The sequence below is a fragment of the Shigella sp. FC1967 genome (assembly GCF_001743005.1).
Lineage (GTDB): Bacteria > Pseudomonadota > Gammaproteobacteria > Enterobacterales > Enterobacteriaceae > Proteus.
The window spans coordinates 1-21,702 of sequence record NZ_MIIZ01000832.1; the positions used below are offsets into that span (position 1 = coordinate 1).

Annotated in this window: 23 protein-coding genes, 1 pseudogene and 1 other annotated feature; of the genes and pseudogenes, 20 read left to right on the forward strand and 4 right to left on the reverse strand. The window is 38.2% G+C overall.

Features of this window, described 5'->3' with window-relative positions; genetic code table 11:
- Window positions 1-345 precede the first annotated feature (345 nt).
- A complete protein-coding gene (locus BHE89_RS13990) occupies window positions 346-1,017 on the forward strand; it encodes a transglycosylase SLT domain-containing protein (protein ID WP_069369353.1) in 672 nt (223 codons plus the stop codon).
- Here BHE89_RS13990 and BHE89_RS13995 read toward each other — a convergent pair.
- On the reverse strand, window positions 1,014-1,724 hold the full coding sequence (locus tag BHE89_RS13995; RefSeq protein ID WP_128860557.1) for a MarC family NAAT transporter: 711 nt from the start codon (window positions 1,722-1,724) through the stop codon (window positions 1,014-1,016). The two genes, BHE89_RS13990 and BHE89_RS13995, sit on opposite strands and share 4 nt — an antisense overlap.
- Window positions 1,725-1,826: 102 nt before the next feature.
- Window positions 1,827-2,425 (reverse strand): annotated as a pseudogene (locus tag BHE89_RS14000) (GNAT family N-acetyltransferase).
- A gap of 265 nt (window positions 2,426-2,690) precedes the next feature.
- On the opposite strand from BHE89_RS14000, the gene BHE89_RS14005 reads away from it, so the two are divergent.
- Together BHE89_RS14005 and BHE89_RS14010 are read left to right on the forward strand one after the other, a co-directional pair.
- A complete protein-coding gene (locus tag BHE89_RS14005; RefSeq protein ID WP_069369350.1) occupies window positions 2,691-3,029 on the forward strand; it encodes a tRNA-binding protein in 339 nt (112 codons plus the stop codon).
- Between the two features lie 94 nt (window positions 3,030-3,123).
- The gene (locus BHE89_RS14010; RefSeq protein ID WP_069369349.1) at window positions 3,124-3,813 is read left to right on the forward strand and encodes an AraC family transcriptional regulator; all 690 of its coding nucleotides are present in this window, start codon (window positions 3,124-3,126) and stop codon (window positions 3,811-3,813) included.
- On the opposite strand, the gene BHE89_RS25860 is transcribed toward BHE89_RS14010, so the two are convergent.
- Window positions 3,759-3,965: a chlorhexidine efflux transporter gene (locus tag BHE89_RS25860; protein ID WP_286146153.1), complete on the reverse strand. Its 207-nt coding sequence runs from the start codon at window positions 3,963-3,965 to the stop codon at window positions 3,759-3,761. The two genes, BHE89_RS14010 and BHE89_RS25860, sit on opposite strands and share 55 nt — an antisense overlap.
- A 29-nt stretch (window positions 3,966-3,994) precedes the next feature.
- Entirely contained in the window at window positions 3,995-4,258 is a 264-nt protein-coding gene (locus BHE89_RS25865; protein ID WP_286146154.1) for a chlorhexidine efflux transporter, read from the reverse strand.
- 451 nt (window positions 4,259-4,709) lie between these two features.
- Between BHE89_RS25865 and thrS the strand changes: the two genes are divergently transcribed.
- The 17 genes from thrS to arnF all read left to right on the forward strand — a co-directional run bounded on the left by thrS (window position 4,710) and on the right by arnF (window position 21,578).
- Complete coding sequence (thrS, locus tag BHE89_RS14020; RefSeq protein ID WP_069369348.1) at window positions 4,710-6,638, forward strand: threonine--tRNA ligase; 1,929 nt, start codon at window positions 4,710-4,712, stop codon at window positions 6,636-6,638.
- Window positions 6,639-6,641: 3 nt separating this feature from the next.
- Window positions 6,642-7,181, forward strand: coding sequence for a translation initiation factor IF-3 (gene infC / locus BHE89_RS14025; RefSeq protein ID WP_036937410.1), 540 nt, complete (start codon window positions 6,642-6,644; stop codon window positions 7,179-7,181).
- 94 nt (window positions 7,182-7,275) lie between these two features.
- Window positions 7,276-7,473 (forward strand): 50S ribosomal protein L35, encoded by a 198-nt coding sequence (gene rpmI, locus BHE89_RS14030; protein WP_004263702.1) that lies wholly within the window; start codon window positions 7,276-7,278, stop codon window positions 7,471-7,473.
- A gap of 42 nt (window positions 7,474-7,515) precedes the next feature.
- A complete protein-coding gene (rplT, locus tag BHE89_RS14035) occupies window positions 7,516-7,872 on the forward strand; it encodes a 50S ribosomal protein L20 (RefSeq protein WP_006537111.1) in 357 nt (118 codons plus the stop codon).
- Between the two features lie 107 nt (window positions 7,873-7,979).
- Window positions 7,980-8,105: a sequence feature (Phe leader region), on the forward strand.
- A 100-nt stretch (window positions 8,106-8,205) separates the two neighbouring features.
- Entirely contained in the window at window positions 8,206-9,189 is a 984-nt protein-coding gene (gene pheS / locus BHE89_RS14040) for a phenylalanine--tRNA ligase subunit alpha (protein WP_069369347.1), read from the forward strand.
- A gap of 14 nt (window positions 9,190-9,203) precedes the next feature.
- On the forward strand, window positions 9,204-11,591 hold the full coding sequence (pheT, locus tag BHE89_RS14045; RefSeq protein ID WP_069369346.1) for a phenylalanine--tRNA ligase subunit beta: 2,388 nt from the start codon (window positions 9,204-9,206) through the stop codon (window positions 11,589-11,591).
- A 4-nt stretch (window positions 11,592-11,595) separates the two neighbouring features.
- Window positions 11,596-11,892, forward strand: coding sequence for an integration host factor subunit alpha (gene ihfA, locus BHE89_RS14050; RefSeq protein ID WP_023582381.1), 297 nt, complete (start codon window positions 11,596-11,598; stop codon window positions 11,890-11,892).
- Window positions 11,893-12,260: 368 nt separating this feature from the next.
- A complete protein-coding gene (gene btuC / locus BHE89_RS14055; RefSeq protein ID WP_069369345.1) occupies window positions 12,261-13,271 on the forward strand; it encodes a vitamin B12 ABC transporter permease BtuC in 1,011 nt (336 codons plus the stop codon).
- Between the two features lies 1 nt (window position 13,272).
- A complete protein-coding gene (locus BHE89_RS25870) occupies window positions 13,273-13,428 on the forward strand; it encodes a hypothetical protein (RefSeq protein ID WP_286146155.1) in 156 nt (51 codons plus the stop codon).
- Window positions 13,400-13,849, forward strand: coding sequence for an ATP-binding cassette domain-containing protein (locus BHE89_RS25875; protein WP_286146156.1), 450 nt, complete (start codon window positions 13,400-13,402; stop codon window positions 13,847-13,849). Before BHE89_RS25870 ends, BHE89_RS25875 begins: the two co-directional genes overlap by 29 nt.
- Before the next feature lie 308 nt (window positions 13,850-14,157).
- A complete protein-coding gene (gene arnB / locus BHE89_RS14065; RefSeq protein ID WP_069369343.1) occupies window positions 14,158-15,303 on the forward strand; it encodes a UDP-4-amino-4-deoxy-L-arabinose aminotransferase in 1,146 nt (381 codons plus the stop codon).
- A gap of 10 nt (window positions 15,304-15,313) precedes the next feature.
- Entirely contained in the window at window positions 15,314-16,285 is a 972-nt protein-coding gene (arnC, locus tag BHE89_RS14070) for an undecaprenyl-phosphate 4-deoxy-4-formamido-L-arabinose transferase (protein WP_286146157.1), read from the forward strand.
- Window positions 16,285-18,267, forward strand: a complete 1,983-nt coding sequence (gene arnA, locus BHE89_RS14075) for a bifunctional UDP-4-amino-4-deoxy-L-arabinose formyltransferase/UDP-glucuronic acid oxidase ArnA (RefSeq protein ID WP_069369341.1) — start codon at window positions 16,285-16,287, stop codon at window positions 18,265-18,267. Before arnC ends, arnA begins: the two co-directional genes overlap by 1 nt.
- Before the next feature lie 9 nt (window positions 18,268-18,276).
- The gene (gene arnD, locus BHE89_RS14080) at window positions 18,277-19,170 is read left to right on the forward strand and encodes a 4-deoxy-4-formamido-L-arabinose-phosphoundecaprenol deformylase (RefSeq protein WP_069369340.1); all 894 of its coding nucleotides are present in this window, start codon (window positions 18,277-18,279) and stop codon (window positions 19,168-19,170) included.
- 7 nt (window positions 19,171-19,177) lie between these two features.
- On the forward strand, window positions 19,178-20,842 hold the full coding sequence (arnT, locus tag BHE89_RS14085) for a lipid IV(A) 4-amino-4-deoxy-L-arabinosyltransferase (RefSeq protein WP_069369339.1): 1,665 nt from the start codon (window positions 19,178-19,180) through the stop codon (window positions 20,840-20,842).
- Complete coding sequence (arnE, locus tag BHE89_RS14090) at window positions 20,842-21,183, forward strand: 4-amino-4-deoxy-L-arabinose-phosphoundecaprenol flippase subunit ArnE (protein WP_069369338.1); 342 nt, start codon at window positions 20,842-20,844, stop codon at window positions 21,181-21,183. Before arnT ends, arnE begins: the two co-directional genes overlap by 1 nt.
- The gene (gene arnF, locus BHE89_RS14095; protein WP_069369337.1) at window positions 21,180-21,578 is read left to right on the forward strand and encodes a 4-amino-4-deoxy-L-arabinose-phosphoundecaprenol flippase subunit ArnF; all 399 of its coding nucleotides are present in this window, start codon (window positions 21,180-21,182) and stop codon (window positions 21,576-21,578) included. Before arnE ends, arnF begins: the two co-directional genes overlap by 4 nt.
- Window positions 21,579-21,702: the final 124 nt, after the last annotated feature.

The window sequence follows — 21,702 nt, forward strand, 5'->3', positions numbered from 1 at the left end:
CGTTTATTAATCTAAGGCGGATTATGTCTCTACGATTTTTATTACCACCTCTCAACACTTCTTTTATATTGCTTTAACGCACATTATTTATTCGATGGTAAGTAATAATATGAAATAACCCCGTTATAGCAGAATTTTATTCTGAGTAATCTATTTTTGGGGTAATATTGTGAATAGAATAGATTTGAGATAAAACACGCATCCACTAGAAATAGTAATAGATTGATTTATTTCTCATGCTTTGCCATATTTTAGCGTGCATTTTGCGTGAAAATAGAGTTATATTCTATAATCCGTTGATATATACCGTGTCTTTGTACAACCCTTTCTGCAAAAGGATAAAACGTGAAGGTAAAAATCATCTTTTCTTTGGCAATTTTGCTTCTTGCGGGTTGTGCTGAGCATGCACGTCAACCTGTTCAAAAAGAAACACCACGATTCTTAAGCCAAAAACCAGTCGAAAATCGTATTAATAATGCTTCAATCTCAACGGCACAATGGAAATCAACACCTTTTGATAACCATATACAACAAGCCTCGAGTCGTTACGATGTTGATGAAACATTAATTAAGGCGATTATCCAAGTTGAATCAAACTTTAGACCTGAAGTTATTAGTAAATCAAACGCAGTAGGATTAATGCAAATTAAAGCATCAACTGCGGGAAGAGATGTTTATCAAAATAGGGGTAAAGCAGGGCAACCAACAACGGCTCAACTGAAAGATCCCGCTATTAATATCGATTTGGGTACAGCGTATATTCAATTATTAAGAGAGCGCCACCTTGTTGGTATTATCGATCCTGAAACGCTTTATTACGCCACTATCCTTGCTTATGTGAATGGCGCTGGTGCTTTATTAAGAACATTTGATAAAGATAGAAATAATGCCATCGCTAAAATTAATTCAATGAGTGCGGATGATTTTTATCGTTATGTTGAAAAAAATCATCCCGCTTCTCAAGCACCGCGTTATTTAGCAAAAGTGAGGGCGGCTTACCATGCAGGCGATAATTAATCTGGCAAATTAGCGGCTGCTTGAGCCTGTTTTAATAAAGCGGGTAAATCAGCAACAATCTCAAGAACGCCGTTGATCATAAACTGAACACCCATACAGATTAATAAAAATCCCATTACGCGAGAAATAGCGTCAATACCACTATGGCCTAAATATTTCATAATGCGAGTGGAACCACGGAGTGATACCCAAACAATAACGCTAATTAAAAAGAAGCTTGTCACAGGGGCGATATACAATACCCATTGCGCAATATCAGTACGTGAGGGGATTGAAGCCGCTGTACTTATTATCATTGCGATTGTTCCGGGGCCGGCTGTACTAGGCATTGCTAAAGGAACAAAGGCAATATTCGGCTCTTTGGGATTTCGATGAGGATTGTTATCGTCTGAAATAGGATCATCGACATTAGGCGTATTTGGAAACAACATACTAAAGCCAATAAAAGCAACGATCATTCCGCCTGCTATACGAAGACCGGGAATTGAAATACCAAAGGTTGTCATTATGATCCGTCCTGCATAGAACGCGATGGTCATAATGATGAAGATATACACACATGCCATTAAAGACTGTTGATTACGTTGCTCCTTTGTCATATTGCCTGAAAGGCCAAGCCAAAGAGCAACAGTCGTCAATGGATTAGTTAAAGGTAAAAGCAAAATAAGACCAAGACCAATAGCCTGAAAAAAATTGGTAAACAGAATGCATGGAATCCAAAAGCTCCCAATAACAGATAATAAGGAGTAATTATGATAACAAATTAAACAAGATAAAAGTTATTTTCCTCATAATATTCTTAATGTGTATTAGTATTTTTTCATCAGCCACTCTAAATGTACTTTTACCGCTTCCCAGTCATAATCAGTAATGCTATAAACGCAAGTATCTCTTTTTTGTCCCGCTGTCGTTAATCTATGATTACGTAAAATACCATCTAATTTTTGCACCAAGTCGTTTCAATTTGCTCTACGGCTAGTCTGGTTTTAATATATGAGTACGAAATTCAACAGCAATACATTTTCAAGTCTTCTAAAGCATATTTAAGTAAGAGATATTTAGCTTCTGTATTTATTCCCGTTCTTTGCACTTCTTTAGCATACCACGTGGAGCCAATTTCTAATCTTGGTGTTTGGTTATCAATATTCATAAAGGTTGTTATGCCAACTACACTGTTATTCGCTTTAGAAATAATAGAAAAAGGTAGCATTAACCCTTTTTGTTGTAATTGAAGTTTATGCTCAATATCGTGTTTTAGCTCTGTTAGCGAAGGAACGGTGGTATACCAAAGTTCATCAGGCCTATCTTTTCTAATTAGTTCATGGAGTTCTGAGTAGTGCTCCATACTTAAGGGCACTAAACGCACAAGTTTTCCTTCCAGTGTTGTCCACTCTGTTATCTTTTTCATAATAAATATTCTCTGGAGTTATTAATAAAATGCGTTTCTTAAGAATAGTTTTTATACATAACAAATTTATAAATTGATATGGTTATTTAAACGGTTATTAAAAAATAGACAAAATTCAGAATGATGAAAATAGAGAAAAAAGAGTGTGAGTGATTCTTTCTCAACAGAGAATGACTGTCTTGCCACAGGTGGGCTAGCACCATGTGTGTTAATCTATAATTCAGTAATAGTGATATAACCGTAAACATAATAGATTGGTAAAAAGATGACAGATTTCATTGAATGGGACGATTTTCTACGTGTAGAAATGAGAGTAGGAACGATTATTAGCGCAGAAATAAATAAGAAAGCGAATAAACCTGCTTATGTAATGGACGTCGATTTAGGTGAGTTGGGCATAAAGCGTTCAAGTGCTCAAATTACGGTAAACTACACACCTGAAGAGCTTGTGGGACGACGTATTTTGTGTGTATGCAATTTCCCCGTTAAACGCATTGCGGGTATAAAATCTGAAGTTTTAATTACAGGGGCGCCTGATGAAACGGGCGCAATTGTATTAGCGGAATTTAACTTACCTTTACCAAATGGTTCACGGTTAGCATAATAAGTATCTTGATAGACACTCTTAAATAGTGATGTTTTGCTGAGTTTTGATATAGTCATTATTCAATAGCAGGATGGATATAAAGGAGTGTCTTTTGTTATTACCTCAATTGCATTTGCGATGTTATACACAAGAGACGGTATCTCATCAGCATGATAATTTATGGCAGATTATTTTCGGGCTTTCGGGTTCGATGGAAGTTAATTTCAATCGAAAAGACTTTCTGATATGTAATCAAAACTGTTTGATTATTCCTCCAACTATTCATCATGCCTTTTCAGGCAATATAGATAATAAAAATCTTATTTTAGAGCTTCCAGCAACCTCACAATGGCAATTAAGTGAGAAAGGTGGGCAATTTGCGTTATCACCAGCAGCCGTTAGTTTATTAGAGTGGTTACATCAATACCCTCAGTCTCCAGATCAATATTCAACGATCACACGCTTATTACTCGCTCAAATGAAAATACAAAAAGGTTGGCGTGATAGTTTAGATGCTTGGTTAGCGAATAAGTTACATACACCATTAACAGCACATGATATTGCTTTTGCTTTTAATACATCAACGAGTACGTTACAACGAAAAATGAAAGCAGAGGTAGGCGTGTCTGTAATGCAATATGTCACTCAACAACGACTTAGCAAAGCTGCTGAATTATTAAAATACACATCAGTAAATATTGAAAATATTGCTCTAGCAGTAGGGTATGACTCGCACTCTGCATTTAGTCAGGCGTTTCGCCAATACTTTAATAAAAGTCCGACTGAGTATCGACAAGATTGAGCCATTACATCACTTTTATTTTTTACCAAATAAATACGGGGACATAATTTATCGAAGGCGAAGGTGAATAAATAGGTATAAATAAAGAAGAACACTAATATAGTGATTTCCATGCTTATTGCTTTGATAAAGCTTACATGATACCACCACATATAAAGTGGAATGGTAAAGAAGAACAGACCTAATTCAAACTTATTGCATGGGTAAGTCGTACAATGACTGTACGTTTTGTTATTTTTAGTTTTAACTCAATTAATTCAAAAAAAGAATTAAAAATATAATTCCAGATCAGAGCAATAATAGAAACAGCAATGGCAACAGGCAGTGAATCATGAGATTGGCTTTGGCTTAATACTGCAAGTAAAACAGTGCTTAACAAAATTGCGAGCATTTCAAAAGTAATAGCATAAACTAATTTACGAGCGCGGGGCTTTAGATAAAACACGTTATACACCTTTTATGTTAACAATAAAGGTTCTGGCCCGCCCCAGAGAATATTATTTTTAAAGCCACGGTTTCCGCTTGATTGGTACTAATGGTAATGAAATCCTATAAAAAAGCAAAGTTTGTCTAAGAGAAAAAAATATCGAGTCACTTATTACATTGTAATTAAAATGTAATAAGTGAGATTTTTTTGTCGTTTCTATTTCGTGTTTTCTCGGGGATATATAGGCAGATAAATGTATAAATCTTTACAGTCTGTGATAATATCCCCCCTGAGTTGCGATAAGGCTCAGTGATGCTATGGGTATTTATAAAATAAATATGTGTACATAACTGCGTACAAACCTCGCGAGGTAAAAGTGAGAAATTGTCGTAACGTACTGAATATATATGAAATAAAAAGCTTACAAGTGATCTTGCGTATGGGTCACCACTGTAAATAAGGATTTTAAATGCCAATTATTACTCTTCCTGACGGAAGCCAACGTCAATTTGAAAATGCAGTTTCTGTCATGGATGTTGCTGCAGATATCGGTCCTGGACTTGCAAAAGCATGTATTGCAGGTCGTGTTAATGGTGAGCTGGTGGATGCTTGTGAATTAATCGAACATGATGCAAATCTGGCGATTATTACCGCAAAAGATGATGAAGGACTTGAAATTATTCGTCACTCTTGTGCCCATTTATTGGGACATGCAATTAAACAATTATGGCCACAGGCCAAAATGGCGATTGGTCCTGTTATTGAAAATGGATTCTACTACGATGTGGATTTAGACCATTCTCTAACACAGGAAGATTTAGACACTCTAGAAAAACGCATGCTAGAGTTGGCGAAAACAGATTATGACGTGATTAAAAAACGCGTAAGCTGGGCTGAAGCTCGTGAAACATTCGTTTCTCGTGGTGAAGATTATAAAGTTGCTATTCTTGACGAAAATATTAGCCAAGATTCTCAACCTGGTCTTTATCATCACCAAGAATATGTTGATATGTGCCGTGGACCACACGTTCCAAACATGCGTTTCTGCCATAATTTCAAATTGCAGAAAATCGCAGGTGCATATTGGCGCGGTAACAGCGATAATAAAATGCTACAACGCATTTATGGTACAGCTTGGGCTGATAAGAAACAGCTAAAAGCTTACTTAGATCGCTTAGAAGAAGCCGCTAAACGTGACCACCGTAAAATTGGTAAACAGCTTGATTTATATCATATGCAAGAAGAAGCGCCAGGTATGGCTTTCTGGCATAATGATGGTTGGACGATTTTCCGTGAGTTAGAAACATTTGTACGTTGCAAATTAAAAGAATATGATTACCAAGAAGTAAAAGGTCCATTTATGATGGATCGTGTTCTTTGGGAAAAGACAGGTCACTGGGAAAACTACAAAGAAAATATGTTCACAACGTCTTCAGAGAACCGTGAATATTGTATTAAACCAATGAACTGCCCAGGTCACGTGCAAATCTTTAAACAAGGTTTACGTTCTTATCGTGATTTACCATTGCGTATGGCTGAATTCGGTAGTTGCCATCGTAATGAGCCATCAGGCGCATTACATGGTTTAATGCGTGTTCGTGGCTTTACACAAGATGATGCGCATATCTTCTGTACTGAAGAACAAATTTTAAGTGAAGTAAATGACTGCATCAAATTGATTTATGATGTATATTCTACTTTCGGATTTGAAAAAATCGTTGTTAAGTTATCTACTCGCCCAGAAAAACGTATCGGTGAAGATGCATTATGGGATGTTGCTGAAGCTGACTTAGCAAAAGCCTTAACTGATAACAATATTGAATTTGAATATCAGCCAGGCGAAGGGGCGTTTTATGGCCCTAAAATTGAATTTACACTTTACGATTGTTTAGATCGTGCATGGCAGTGTGGTACAGTACAATTAGACTTCTCACTACCAGGTCGTTTAGGCGCATCTTATGTTGCCGAAAACAACGAGCGTAAAGTACCTGTTATGTTACACCGAGCAGTGCTAGGATCCTTAGAACGTTTTATTGGTATTCTGACAGAAGAATATGCAGGATTTTTCCCTACTTGGTTAGCACCACAGCAGGTTGTCGTGATGAATATCACGGATGGACAGGCTGATTATGTACAAAAACTCGTCAAAGAATTGCAAGATGCCGGAATTCGTGCAAAAGCAGACTTGAGAAATGAGAAGATTGGCTTTAAAATTCGTGAACATACTTTACGTCGTGTTCCGTACATGCTTGTCTGTGGCGATAAAGAAGTTGAATCAGGCAAAGTAGCGGTTCGTACTCGTCGAGGAAAAGACCTTGGCAGTATTGACGTTAACGAATTTAAAGAAAAGCTTCTGCAAGAAATTAGAAGCAGAAGTCTTCATCAGTTGGAGGAATAAGGTATTAAAGGCGGAAAAAGAATTCAATCAACGCGTCAGAATCGCATCAATGGTGAGATTCGCGCTCATGAAGTTCGTTTAACAGGTTTGGATGGCGAACAGATTGGAGTTGTTAGTCTGAAAGAGGCTCTTGAGAAAGCCGAGGAAGCAGGTGCTGATTTAGTTGAAATCAGTCCTAATGCCGAGCCGCCGGTTTGTCGTATTATGGACTACGGCAAATTCCTCTATGAGAAAAGTAAGACTCTCAAAGAACAGAAAAAGAAACAAAAAGTTATTCAGGTTAAGGAAGTTAAATTCCGTCCTGGTACAGATGAAGGCGACTATCAGGTCAAACTACGCAACCTGATTCGTTTTCTTGAAGATGGCGATAAAGCCAAAGTTACACTGCGTTTCCGTGGTCGTGAAATGGCACACCAACAAATCGGTATGGAAATGCTTAACCGCATCCGTGAAGATTTGGATGAACTGGCTGCTGTTGAATCTTTCCCTAATAAGATTGAAGGGCGTCAGATGATCATGGTGTTAGCGCCGAAGAAGAAATAGTTGGGCAATTCAAGTAATAGCGTCAGCCTTTAAAGGCTGATTGCTATTCGCCTCATTATTTTATGTTATTAACAATGCGAAGTGGATTATAGAAATGCCAAAGATTAAAACAGTACGCGGCGCAGCTAAGCGCTTTAAAAAAACTGCTGGTGGTGGCTTCAAACGCAAGCATGCTAACCTCCGTCACATTCTGACTAAAAAATCAACTAAGCGTAAACGTCATTTACGTCCAAAAGGCATGGTCTCTAAAGGAGATTTAGGCCTGGTCGTAGCTTGCTTACCATACGCATAAGTATTACTTTTTTAACAGAATATAGACATTTAGGAGTTTAATATGGCTCGTGCTAAACGTGGTGTTATCGCCCGTGCTCGTCACAAGAAAATTTTAAAGCAAGCTAAAGGTTATTACGGTGCACGTTCACGTGTATATCGTGTAGCTTTCCAGGCTGTAATCAAAGCTGGTCAATATGCGTACCGTGACCGTCGTCAGAAAAAACGTCAGTTCCGTCAGCTGTGGATTGCGCGTATCAACGCAGCAGCTCGTCAGAACGGTATGTCTTATAGCCGTTTCATCAATGGTCTGAAAAAAGCATCCATTGAAATCGACCGTAAGATTCTGGCTGACATCGCTGTATTCGACAAAGTAGCATTCGCTGCTTTAGTTGAAAAAGCGAAAGGTGCTCTGGCTTAATTATTTATTAAGCAATGGAAGAGGGAGTTTTCTCCCTCTTTTATTTTGTCTAAATTTGTGGCTTAATGATATAAATTCAATAAGTTAATATTTTAAGAGACATTATCCATGTTAAATATCGCTTTTTTCCGTTTTCTTTTTTTTACTTTAGCGCCTAATTCTAGGGGGCTTTTGCGCGTAAGAAAAGAAACGAAAAGTAGCGCCTGAGCCTCCAATATGGAGGCTTTTTTGTTTTCAGATCCCAATACTGGGTTAGAAACCAAAAAGGGCAATTTTATTCGTCATCATTGATAACAACTAATAGACCTCATCAGGTCAAAGGAAGAGGAAACGATGCCACATCTCGCTGAACTCGTTGCTCAAGCTAAAGCAGCTATCGAAGAGGCACAGGATGTTGCTGCGCTGGATTCGGTTCGTGTTGAATACTTGGGGAAAAAAGGTCATTTAACGCTTCAGATGTCCACGCTGCGCGACTTACCCGCGGAAGACCGTCCAGCTGCAGGGGCTGTCATTAATCAGGCTAAACAAGAGGTTCAACAAGGGCTGAACACTCGTAAAGACTATCTTGAATCAGCATTATTAAACGAACGTTTATCAGCTGAGAAAATTGATGTGTCTTTGCCTGGTCGCCGTATTGAAAACGGTGGTCTACACCCAGTAACTCGTACAATTGAACGTATTGAAACTTTCTTTGGCGAATTAGGGTTTTCAGTAGAATCAGGTCCTGAAATCGAAGATGATTATCATAACTTTGATGCGTTGAATATTCCTGCACATCACCCGGCAAGAGCCGACCATGATACTTTCTGGTTTGATGCGAAACGTTTACTGCGTACACAAACATCAGGTGTACAAATTCGTACCATGCAAGATAAACAGCCACCTATTCGCATCATCGCACCAGGTCGCGTATATCGTAATGATTACGATCAGACTCATACTCCGATGTTCCATCAAGTTGAAGGTCTAATTGTTGATAAAGACATTAGCTTTACCAATTTAAAAGGAACATTACACGATTTCCTGAAAAACTTTTTTGAAGAAGATATGGAAATTCGTTTCCGTCCTTCTTATTTTCCATTCACAGAGCCTTCTGCAGAAGTCGATGTAATGGGTAAGAATGGTAAATGGTTAGAAGTGTTGGGCTGCGGTATGGTTCACCCAAATGTATTACGTAATGTCGGTATCGATCCTGAGGTTTATTCAGGTTTTGCGTTCGGTATGGGTATGGAACGTCTGACTATGTTACGTTACGGTGTCACCGATTTACGTTCATTCTTCGAAAACGATCTTCGTTTCCTCAAACAGTTTAAATAAGGTGGGATTATCTCATGAAATTCAGTGAACTTTGGTTACGTGAGTGGGTAAACCCAGCGATTAGTAGCGAAGCGCTTTCTGAACAACTAACAATGGCTGGCCTTGAGGTTGATGGCGTGGAAGCTGTTGCGGGTGATTTTCACGGTGTGTTTGTCGGTGAAGTTGTTGAATGTGGACAACACCCTAATGCGGATAAATTACGTGTAACGAAAGTTAACGTAGGCGGTGACAGATTACTCGATATTGTTTGTGGCGCACCTAACTGTCGCCAAGGGCTAAAAGTTGCGGTTGCAACAATTGGGGCTGTATTACCCGGCGATTTCAAAATTAAAGCAGCAAAACTCCGTGGTGAACCCTCTGAAGGTATGTTGTGCTCATTTTCTGAATTAGCAATTTCAGAAAATCATGAAGGAATTATTGAATTACCTGCTGATGCACCTATTGGCATGGATATCCGTGAATACTTAAAATTAAATGATAATGCGATTGAAATTAGTATTACCCCAAATCGTGCTGACTGTTTAGGTATTTTGGGTGTTGCTCGTGATATTGCTGTTATCAATAAAATGGAATGCCAATTACCTGATATGTCGCCAGTTATGGCAACTTCTTCAGCAACATTCCCTGTACGTGTTGAAGCGCCAGAAGCGTGCCCACGTTATTTAGGGCGAGTTTTCACTAATGTGAATGTGAAAGCAAAAACACCATTATGGATGCAAGAAAAATTACGTCGTGGTGGGATCCGTTCTATTGATCCAATAGTTGATATAACCAACTTGGTTCTACTTGAAATGGGTCAACCGTTACACGCGTTCGATCTTGATCGCGTTGAAGGTGCTGTTGTCGTTCGTATGGGTAAAAACGGTGAGAAACTGACTTTACTCGATGGCAATGAAATTACATTAAAAGATGATGTATTAGTTATTGCTGACGAAAAACAAGCATTAGGTATGGCAGGTATTTTCGGTGGCGAATCATCAGGTGTTAATGAAGAAACGAAAAATGTCTTCTTAGAGTGTGCATTTTTCTCTCCATTGGCTATCACAGGCCGAGCACGTCGTTATGGCTTACATACGGATGCTTCCCATCGTTTTGAGCGTGGTGTTGATTCGGAACTGCAATACAATGCGATTGAACGTGCAACTAAGTTACTGTTAGAAATTTGTGGTGGTGACGTTGGCGAAGTGATTGATGTAACCAATAAAGCACATTTACCAAATATCGCACCAATCAAATTAACACGTAAAAAATTAGACCGTTTATTAGGTCATGTGATTAATGATGAACAAGTTTTAGATTCGTTAACTCGCTTAGGTTTCAACGTCTCTGTTGAAAATGATGGCTGGGTAGCAACTGTTCCTTCATGGCGTTTTGATGTTCAAATCGAAGAAGATCTGATTGAAGAAGTTGCCCGTATTTACGGTTACAACAATATTCCAGATGTACCATTACGCGCTGATTTGGTGATGACTAATCACCGTGAAGCGAACTTATCATTAAAACGCGTTAAAACAATGCTAGTAGACAACGGTTTCCAAGAAGCCATTACTTATAGCTTTGTTGATCCTAAGATCCAATCTTTGTTACATCCAAATGAAGAAGCATTAATTTTGCCTAATCCGATTTCAGCGGATATGTCAGCAATGCGACTGTCTCTATTAACCGGATTATTGACTACGACTGTATATAATCAGAACCGTCAACAATCTAGAGTTAGGTTATTTGAAGCAGGTCTGCGTTTTGTTCCTGATAATCAAGCAGAATATGGAATACGTCAGGAACTTATGCTAGCGGGTGTGATCGCGGGCAACCGTTATGAAGAACATTGGAGTTTAGAGAAGCAAACTGTTGATTTCTTTGATTTGAAAGGTAATATTGAATCAATTCTGGAATTGACAGGCCAGCTAGATGAAATTACATTTAAACCAGCTAATCATTCAGCACTTCATCCGGGACAAAGTGCTGGGATTTATCTGAGAAATGAATATATTGGCTGTATTGGCGTTGTTCATCCAGAGCTTGAACGTAAACTTGACTTAAACGGTCGTACGGTAGTATTCGAAATACGTTGGAATGCAATTGCAAATCGCAGTTTGCCACAAGCAAAAGCAATTTCTCGTTATCCTTCGAATCGTAGAGATATCGCTGTAGTTGTTCCGAATGATGTTGCTGCAGAGGATATTTTAGCCGAATGTAAGAAAGTTGGCGGAAATCAAATAGTTGGCATAAACTTATTTGACGTGTATTGTGGTAAGGGAGTAGCAGAGGGTTATAAAAGCCTCGCTATTAGCATAATCTTGCAGGATATCGAGCATACACTGGAAGAAGATGAGATTGCTGCAACAGTGAGTAATTGTGTAGCAGCATTGAAACAGCGATTCCAAGCATCCTTGAGGGACTAGACCTATGGCGCTTACAAAAGCTGAAATGGCAGAAAATCTGTTTGAAAAACTTGGTGTTAGCAAACGCGATGCAAAAGACCTTGTAGAATCCTTTTTTGAGGAAGTGCGTCGTTCTCTTGAAAACGGAGAACAGGTGAAGCTATCTGGATTCGGCAACTTTGACCTGCGTGATAAAAATCAGCGCCCAGGTCGTAATCCGAAAACTGGGGAAGATATTCCTATTACAGCTCGCCGTGTTGTTACTTTCCGCCCAGGACAAAAGTTAAAAAGCCGGGTTGAAAGCGCAACACCAAAAGAATAATATTTAAAAACATCCAAAACGGCTTTCTTTGAAAGCGTTTTTTTATCGTTATTATCTGTATCTTATTTTGATGATAAACGTATTAGGATGTTTACATTTATCAATATAATCTGAATAGCTATTTCATCTAAATAGAAATATTTTTATTTTTCATTATCTTTCTTTTTATTCTTATTTTGACTCTTTCTTTTTAACCCTTGTTTCTATCAACATTATAATCATTAATTCTAATATTCCTTCTTTACTAGAAACAGGCTTACATGTTCTAAATTTAGGTTTTCATCATTGAATGCGAACGTGTTATGTTGCTAAAAATTATTTTATAAATAAAAACAGTAAAGCCCATTGTTTTATGAATAGGGAATGAAATGAATAAAGAAGTTAATCCCCTGATAAAATTGACTAAAAGACAACGCATTGATGACAGAAAAAAACTGTTTTTAATGGCGTTAGTATTATGTTTTTTGTTTGTTTTTTCTCTCTCTGTTGGTGAGATTTTGTTATTTCCAGATCAATGGTTAACAGATGAAGCCCATTTATTTGTTTGGCAACTCCGTTTACCAAGAGTACTTGCAGTTATGGCGGTGGGTGCTAGTCTAGCAATTGCTGGTGCTATTATGCAGGCTTTATTTCAAAACCCACTTGCAGAGCCGGGATTATTAGGGGTAAGCAGTGGTGCGGGAGTGTGCGTTGTATTACTTATTGTTTTACAAATTGGTTTAAGTCCTTGGTTAATAAGTAGTGCAGCGATATTTGGTGCATTAGGGATCACTCTCTTATTAATGTTCTTTACTCGAATAAAAAAGCTATCTAATGCTCAATTACTATTAATAGGTGTGGCACTAGGCGTTATGGCGAGTGCAATAATGACTTGGCTTGTTTACTTCAGTTCGGCTTTAGATTTAAGACAATTAATGTATTGGTTGATGGGGAGTTTTAGTGGCATTGATTGGCGCCATCAAATCTTATTTTGGGTCCTTATACCCATTATCTTAATTCTTATTCTACAAGCAGACGTTCTTAATTATTTATCGTTGGGTTCATTCAGAGCAAAGCAATTAGGTATATCTGTCAATCAATGGCGAAATTGGTTTATTTTAGCTGTTGGGATATTGATAGGGTTGAGCGTTGCTTTGGCGGGCGCCATAAGCTTTGTAGGACTTGTTGTTCCGCATTTATTAAGGCTATGTGGATTAACTCATTATAAAACGCTACTACCAGCGTGTGCGCTTGCTGGTGGTGGATTATTATTACTTGCTGATCTGCTATCTCGTTTGATTTTAAATGGTGCAGAAGTTCCGATTGGCGTGATTACCGCAACGCTTGGTGCGCCTATATTTATCTGGTTATTGGCAACAAAAGAGATGGGACGTTTGTAATATGATGTTACTTAAACTTGATAATTTAAGTGTTAACAAACGAATTAACGCATTTACAGAGCAAGTTAATTATGGAGAGCGCGTCCACTTAATTGGTGCTAATGGTGCGGGAAAAAAGTACACTCTTAATGGCGATCGCTGGAGAGCTTCCATTTAGTGGTGAAATTATTCTAAACGAAACCTCAATAAAACATTATAAATATAATGATCTTTCTAGAATACAGAGCATTGTTATACAACAATTGGAAGCTTTGCCATTTATGCCTGTTTTTCATTATCTCTCGCTATATCATAAATTGTCGAAAATGGATGCACAGCAATTAAATAATCTGTTAAATGATTTTAAAATTGATAAATTATTGTCAAAAAATATTCATCATTTATCGGGAGGTGAATGGCAGAGGGTTAGAATTGTTGGTGTATTTATTCAATTATGGTCAAGTTATGATTTAAAAGGAAAATTAATGTTACTTGATGAACCAACAAATAATTTAGATGTCGTACAGTTGGCAATTTTAGACAAGTGGATTGAGAAAATTTTGCCAACAAGGTGGTGCCGTTATTATGAGTACACATAATTTGAATCATTCTTATCAAAAAGCAGATAGAATTTGGCTCATAAAAAATGGATGTTTGGTCAAGTCTTGTGCTCCCGTGCTTTTGTTGGACGAAAATTTATTATCTACTACATTTAATGCAAATATTAAGTGCATCAATGATGTTGATCATATTGACTGGCTGGTTTTGCAATAATATGGTTGTTATTAAGTTCATCCCAAGGTAATTATTAAGGTTTTTTTAATATTTTCTTAATAAGGCGGATGTCGGTGAGCAATAGTTTGTATATAATTGTTTTTTATTCATTGATTAATTAGGCTACATTTTTATGAGTCACTTCCTTCCTTTCTCTCGCCCTGCGATTGGCGATGAAGAAATCAAAGCCGTTGAGGATGTACTGCGTTCAGGTTGGATTACAACAGGCCCTCAAAATCATCAATTAGAGCAAAATTTTTGTGAAAAATTTGGTAGCAAACATGCTATCGCGGTTTGTTCTGCTACTGCTGGTATGCATGTTGTTTTAATGGCGATGGGAATTGGTGCTGGTGATGAAGTGATCACTCCATCACAAACGTGGGTTTCAACGATAAATATCATTACGTTACTTGGCGCAGAACCCGTGATGGTTGATGTCGACCGTGATACCTTGATGGTGAGTGCAGAAGACGTCAAAAAAGCGATTACGCCTAGAACGAAAGCAATTATTCCCGTTCATTATGCAGGTGCACCTTGCGATCTTGATGCATTAAGAAAAGTTGCACAAGAAGCAGGGATCCCTCTTATTGAAGATGCTGCGCATGCTATTGGGACTCGATATAAAAATGAATGGATTGGTGAAAAAGGAACTTCTATCTTCTCTTTTCACGCAATTAAAAACGTAACTTGTGCAGAAGGTGGATTGGTTGTTACGGATAATGACGAATTAGCCAATAGAGTACGTTGCTTAAAATTCCACGGTTTAGGGGTAGACGCCTTTGATAGACAAATTCAAGGTCGTAAGCCTCAAGCGGAAGTTGTTGAACCTGGCTACAAATATAACTTATCTGATATTCATGCTGCGATTGCCGTGGTGCAATTAGGTCGTTTAGATGAAATGAATGCTAAACGCGCTGAATTAGTTGCACTGTATCGTGAAAAACTCAAAGACGCTCCATTAGAAATGTTGAGTGTCCCTGAATATTCACATCTGCATGCAAATCACCTATTTATGGTGAGAGTCGATAAAAATGCTTGTGGTATCGATCGTGATACCTTTATGGAAAAATTGAAGCAAAAAGATATTGGGACAGGGCTTCATTTCCGTGCTGCGCACACACAAAAATATTATCGTGAGCGCTATCCTTCTTTATCCCTTCCTCAATCAGAATGGAACTCTGCAACGTTATGCTCGCTGCCGCTGTTTCCTGATATGAGTCATGAAGATGTTATTCGCGTTGTCAATGCGATCAATGAAATTCTTTCGGAGCATATTTAAGTGTCAACATTTGAAAAAATCAAAAAAAGTATCGGTTGTAATTCCCGTTTATAACGAGGAAGAAAGCCTTCCTCAGCTTTTAGAACGTACCATAAAGAGCTGTAAACAATTAGAACAAGAATATGAACTGATCCTTGTTGATGATGGTAGTAGTGACAATTCAGCTAAGATGTTAGAAGAAGCCGCTGCAATTGAAGAAAATCACGTTATTGCAATTATTTTAAATCGTAATTACGGTCAACACTCCGCCATTATGGCGGGTTTTAATCAGGCTGATGGTGATTTAGTGATCACATTAGATGCTGATTTACAAAATCCACCGGAAGAGATCCCAAGACTTGTCGCGACGGCTGAAGAAGGGTATGACGTTGTTGGAACACGTCGCCGTAATCGTCAAGATTCATGGTTCCGTAAAACCGCTTCAAAAATGATCAACTCCATGATCACTAAAGCAACCGGTCGCTCTATGGGAGATTATGGTTGTATGTTGCGAGCCTATCGTCGCCATATTGTTGATGCGATGTTACAGTGTCACGAAAGAAGTACATTTATTCCTATTCTTGCGAACACATTCGCTCGTCGTACTATTGAAATCGATGTTGCACACGCAGAGCGTGAATATGGCGATTCAAAATACAGTTTTTTAAAACTGATTAACTTAATGTACGACTTATTGACTTGTCTTACCACGGCACCATTACGTTTATTAAGCATTGTCGGCAGCGTGATCGCTGTATCTGGCTTTGTCTTAGCCTTATTGTTAATTATTTTACGTATTATTTTCGGTGCAATGTGGGCTGCTGAAGGTGTATTCACACTTTTTGCAATCTTATTTATGTTTATCGGAGCGCAGTTCGTTGCAATGGGCTTATTAGGTGAGTATATAGGCCGAATTTATAATGATGTAAGAGCGCGTCCTCGGTATTTTATCCAAAAAGTGGTTGGCGTTAATAAACCCAACGAAGATCAGGAAAAAGACTAATGAAAGCAATAGTATTTGCCTATCATGATATTGGCTGTGTTGGTTTAAAAGCACTTGAAAAAGCAGGTTATGATATTCAAGCTGTATTTACCCACACTGACGATCCTAATGAAAATCATTTCTTCTCATCTGTTGCTCGTGTGAGTGCAGAAATGGGGTTGACAGTATTTGCCCCCGAAAATGTCAATCATCCATTGTGGATTGAACGTGTTCGTGAAATGAAGCCTGATGTCATCTTTTCTTTCTATTATCGTCACATGTTAAGTGATGAGATCCTGAATTTGGCACCTAAAGGCGCATTTAATTTACACGGTTCTTTATTACCAAAATATCGTGGTCGTGCACCAATTAACTGGGCGATTGTGAACGGTGAAACAGAAACGGGTGTTACTCTGCATAAAATGACAGCGAAAGCGGATGCAGGTGATATCATCGCTCAAGAAAAAGTCACTATTGCAGATAATGATACTTCTCTGATTTTACATGAAAAAGTAAGAGAAGCTGCTGATAAGTTACTTTCTAACACATTACCCCATATTGCATCAGGAAATTATTCAACAACTGCGCAAGATGAAAGCCAAGCAACTTATTTTGGCCGTCGTTGCGCTGATGATGGTTTAATCGACTGGAACGTAGATGCAAAAACAGTTCACAACTTAGTACGTGCTGTTACAGAACCCTATCCAGGTGCATTCACTTTCTTAGGTGAACGTAAAATGATTATTTGGCGTTCACGCGTTGTTGCTGATAATCAAGATAAACGCCCTGGTACTGTCATTTCAACAGAACCTTTAGTGATTGCGTGTGCGAAAGGTGCAATTGAAGTCGTTACTGGACAAAGTGAAAATGGGCTTTATGTTCAAGGAAGTCGTTTAGCGGCTGAAATGGGCATTGTGACTGATGTTCGTGTTGGACCGAAAGCAACGGCACAAGTTAAACGTCGTAAACGTGTTTTAATTTTAGGTGTAAATGGCTTTATTGGTAACCATTTAACCGAGCGTCTATTGAAAGATGGTAACTATGATATCTATGGTATGGATATTGGTTCTTCTGCAATTGAGCGCTTTATCGGTAATCCACGTTTCCACTTTATTGAAGGCGACGTGAGCATTCATACAGAATGGATTGAATACCACATTAAAAAATGTGACGTTATTCTGCCATTAGTGGCTATTGCAACACCAATTGAATATACCCGTAATCCACTACGTGTATTTGAATTAGACTTTGAAGAAAACTTAAAAATAGTACGTTACTGCGTTAAATATAATAAACGTATTATTTTCCCATCCACATCAGAAGTTTATGGTATGTGTGATGATAAAGAATTTGACGAAGATAATTCACGCCTGATTGTTGGTCCAATAAATAAACAACGTTGGATTTACTCTGTATCTAAACAATTATTAGACCGAGTTATTTGGGCTTATGGTGCTAAAGATGGTCTGAAATTTACATTATTCCGTCCATTTAACTGGATGGGACCTCGTTTAGATAACTTAAATTCAGCTCGTATCGGTAGCTCTCGTGCAATCACACAATTAATTCTGAACTTAGTGGAAGGTTCACCAATTAAATTGGTTGATGGTGGTGAACAAAAACGTTGTTTCACGGATATCAATGATGGTATTGAAGCCTTGTTCCGTATTATTGAAAACCGTGATAACAAATGTGACGGCCAAATTATCAATATTGGTAACCCAACTAACGAAGCAAGTATTCGCGAATTAGCAGAAATGCTGTTAGATTGCTTTGAGAAACATGAGTTACGTGGTCACTTCCCTCCATTTGCGGGCTTTAAAAAGATTGAAAGTAGCAGTTACTATGGTAAAGGTTACCAAGATGTTGAACACCGTAAGCCAAGCATTAAGAACGCAGAGCGTTTATTGGATTGGAAACCAAGTATTGAAACTCGTCAAACAGTAGAAGAAACATTAGATTTCTTCTTACGTGGCGCAGTTGAAGAATTAGGCACTAAATAGGAATAAATAATGAAGAAAGTGGGTTTGAGAGTTGATGTGGATACTTATCAAGGAACGAAACAAGGTATTCCACAACTGCTGGATGTATTTGCCAGACATAACATTCATGCCAGCTTCTTCTTTAGTGTTGGTCCAGATAATATGGGGCGCCATTTATGGCGCCTTTTAAAGCCCAAATTTTTATGGAAAATGCTGAGATCTAATGCTGCATCGCTGTATGGCTTAGATATTTTATTAGCAGGAACAGCATGGCCTGGCAAAAAAATCGCTAAAAATTTAGGTTATTTGATGAAGAAAACCCAAGATGCGGGACATGAAGTGGGATTGCATTCATGGGATCATCAAGGTTGGCAGGCAAACGTTGGACGCTGGTCAACAGAAGAATTAATGCAACAAGTTCGTTTAGGTGTTGAAGCACTGGAAAAAGCACTTGAAAACCCTGTAAAATGTTCGGCAGTTGCTGGATGGCGAGCAGATGAACGCGTATTAACAGTTAAAGAAACTTTTCAATTCGATTACAATAGCGATTGTCGAGGAACGCATCCTTTTAGGCCTATTTTGGAAAATGGTTCTATCGGTACGGTGCAAATTCCAGTAACATTACCAACTTATGATGAAGTCGTTGGTACAAAGGTAAAGGATGAAGATTTTAATCAATTTATTATTGATGAAATCAAAAAAGACAACGGAATACCTGTTTATACTATCCACACCGAAGTTGAAGGAATGTCAAAAGCTGCTCAATTTGAGCAATTATTGGCAATGATTGCAAATGAAGGCATCGAATTCTGTCCGTTAAGCGATTTATTACCACAAGATAAAGAAATGCTTCCGATGGGTAAAGTTGTTCGATCTGACTTTCCAGGTCGAGAAGGCTGGTTAGGGTGCCAACAAGAGGTCTAACGAAACTATGTTGAATAACCGGGCGAGTAAAATCGGGGCCATCCTCTTGGCTCTTTTTTTTGTTCTTACCTACTTATTTCCATTGAACAGCCGGTTATTATGGCAACCAGATGAAACGCGTTATGCGGAAATTAGCCGAGAAATGGTGGTGAGCGGAAACTGGATTGTTCCCCATATGCTCGATATTCGCTATTTTGAGAAGCCCGTAGCGGGTTACTGGATCAATAATGTTAGCCAATTAATTTTTGGTCACACTAATTTTGCGGTACGTTTTGGCTCCGTTATATCTATTCTCTTAAGCACATTGCTTGTTTATTTATTGGCAAGAATGATGTGGCGTAACCGCCAAGTCGCTTTTGTCTCTAGCTTAATCTATTTATCCATGTTCTTAGTGTTTAGTGTAGGCACCTACAGTGTATTAGATCCTATGTTGGCACTTTGGGTTACTGCAAGTATGGTTTGTTGTTTCTGGGCGCTTAAAGCGACCACAGTAAAAACACGAATATTGGCGTGGATAACATTAGGACTTGCATGTGGTATGGCATTTATGACCAAAGGATTCTTAGCGTTAGCTATCCCGGTCATTGTTATGATACCTATCACTTTGTATCAAAAACAATTTACGCAAATGTTGCTCTATGGCTTACTGGCCGTATTTAGTGCTGCATTAATTAGTTTGCCATGGGCATTGGCTGTTGCAAAAGCAGAACCTGATTATTGGCATTACTTCTTCTGGGTTGAACATATTCAACGTTTTTCGGGTGAAGATGCTCAACATAGTTCTCCATTTTGGTACTATATTCCAGTTGTCTTATTAGGTGTTATCCCTTGGCTTGGATTGCTTCCAGGTGCATTAATGAGTGCTTGGAAGAAAAGACGTAAACGTCCTGAATTATTCTTCTTATTATGCTGGTTTGTTGTTCCATTCTTATTTTTTAGTATTGCGAAAGGTAAACTACCGACTTATATGCTGCCATTTATGGCACCGCTAGCAATGCTAATGGCGAAATATGGCGTAGATTGTGCTCGAAAATTTAGAATGAAAGCGCTACGTATTAACGGTTATATTAATATTTTTATTGGCGTTGCTGCTGTTATCGCTATTTTAGTCATCCAACTTGCCTCTTCAAAGCCTATTTATATGCCATATGAATGGTCGAAATGGGTATTAGCTATAGTGGCATTCTCATTATGGGGCATAATTGGCTATCTTTGCTCCACACTTAATGGAAAACATTGGTTGTGGGCGGCATCTTGTTCACTTGGCGTAAGCTTATGTATTGGTCAGGCAATACCAAATAGCAGTGTGGATGGAAAGTTGCCTCAAGAATTTATTCGCCAAAATATAGAGGCATTAAACGCAAGCAAATACATTGTGAGCAATAGTGTTGGTATTGGGGCAGGATTGGCGTGGGAGTTACAGCGTAGTGATATCTATCTTTATGAAAGAACAGGTGAATTAACTTATGGTGTTGAAAAGTATCCAGATTCTCAACACAAATTAATTAAACCTGATAATTTTGCTCAGTGGTTAGAAAAAGCGAGGAAAGAAGGGAATGTTTCAGTTGTTATTTCCTTTAAAGATCCTAAGAAATTAGCACAATTGCCAAGACCTGAAGAGTTGGTGACAAATCATCGCGTTGCTATTTTAACTTATGAGAAACGTAATTGATGTCATTTGTTTTATTGCTAATCGTGAGCTTTTTGACCTGCATTGGACAAGTATGTCAAAAACAGGCAGTGGTTAGCTGGCAAAGTGACTCATTAACAAAAGCCAGAAAAACGATCTTCTGGCTTTTTGTTGCTATTGCAATGCTTGGTTTGGGGATGCTATTTTGGTTACGATTATTACAAATCCTCCCGCTAAGTATTGCTTATCCTATGTTAAGTATTAATTTTATTGTAGTGACATTAATTGGTCAGTTTGTTTATAAAGAGCCCGTTAATATAAGGCATTGGATTGGTATCGCGTCAATTATGGTTGGTATTGTATTGATGAGTATGCAAGCATGAAAGGCTATCTATGGGCAATTGGAAGCGCACTATTAGTAACAGCGGCTCAATTGCTATTAAAATTTGGCATGTCTGAATTGCCGGATTTACAACTAGAAAAGCAGTGGTTTGATTTTTCATGGCTATGGGGCAATATAACGCCACTCGCTATCGTGTTTGCTGGTCTTGTTGGTTATGTCCTTTCTATGGTGTGTTGGCTATTCACTTTACGTACCATTCCTTTAAATAAAGCCTATCCGCTGATCAGCTTAAGTTATGTATTTGTTTATATTCTTGCAGTGATATTACCTTGGTTTCAAGAAACACCCTCATGGACAAAAACAGCAGGTGTTGTATTTATCATGGTTGGTGTGTGGTTAATAAGCCAAAAAACGAAAGAAGCGCAATCACACTAACATAATGATGATCGAATTTATTTTCTGAACTCTGTTGTTAATCGTGCTATTTATTCTACCAATCGTCACTCATTCATCTTCAATAACTTGTTTTTGCTTAAAAAAGCAGATAGATTTTAAAATC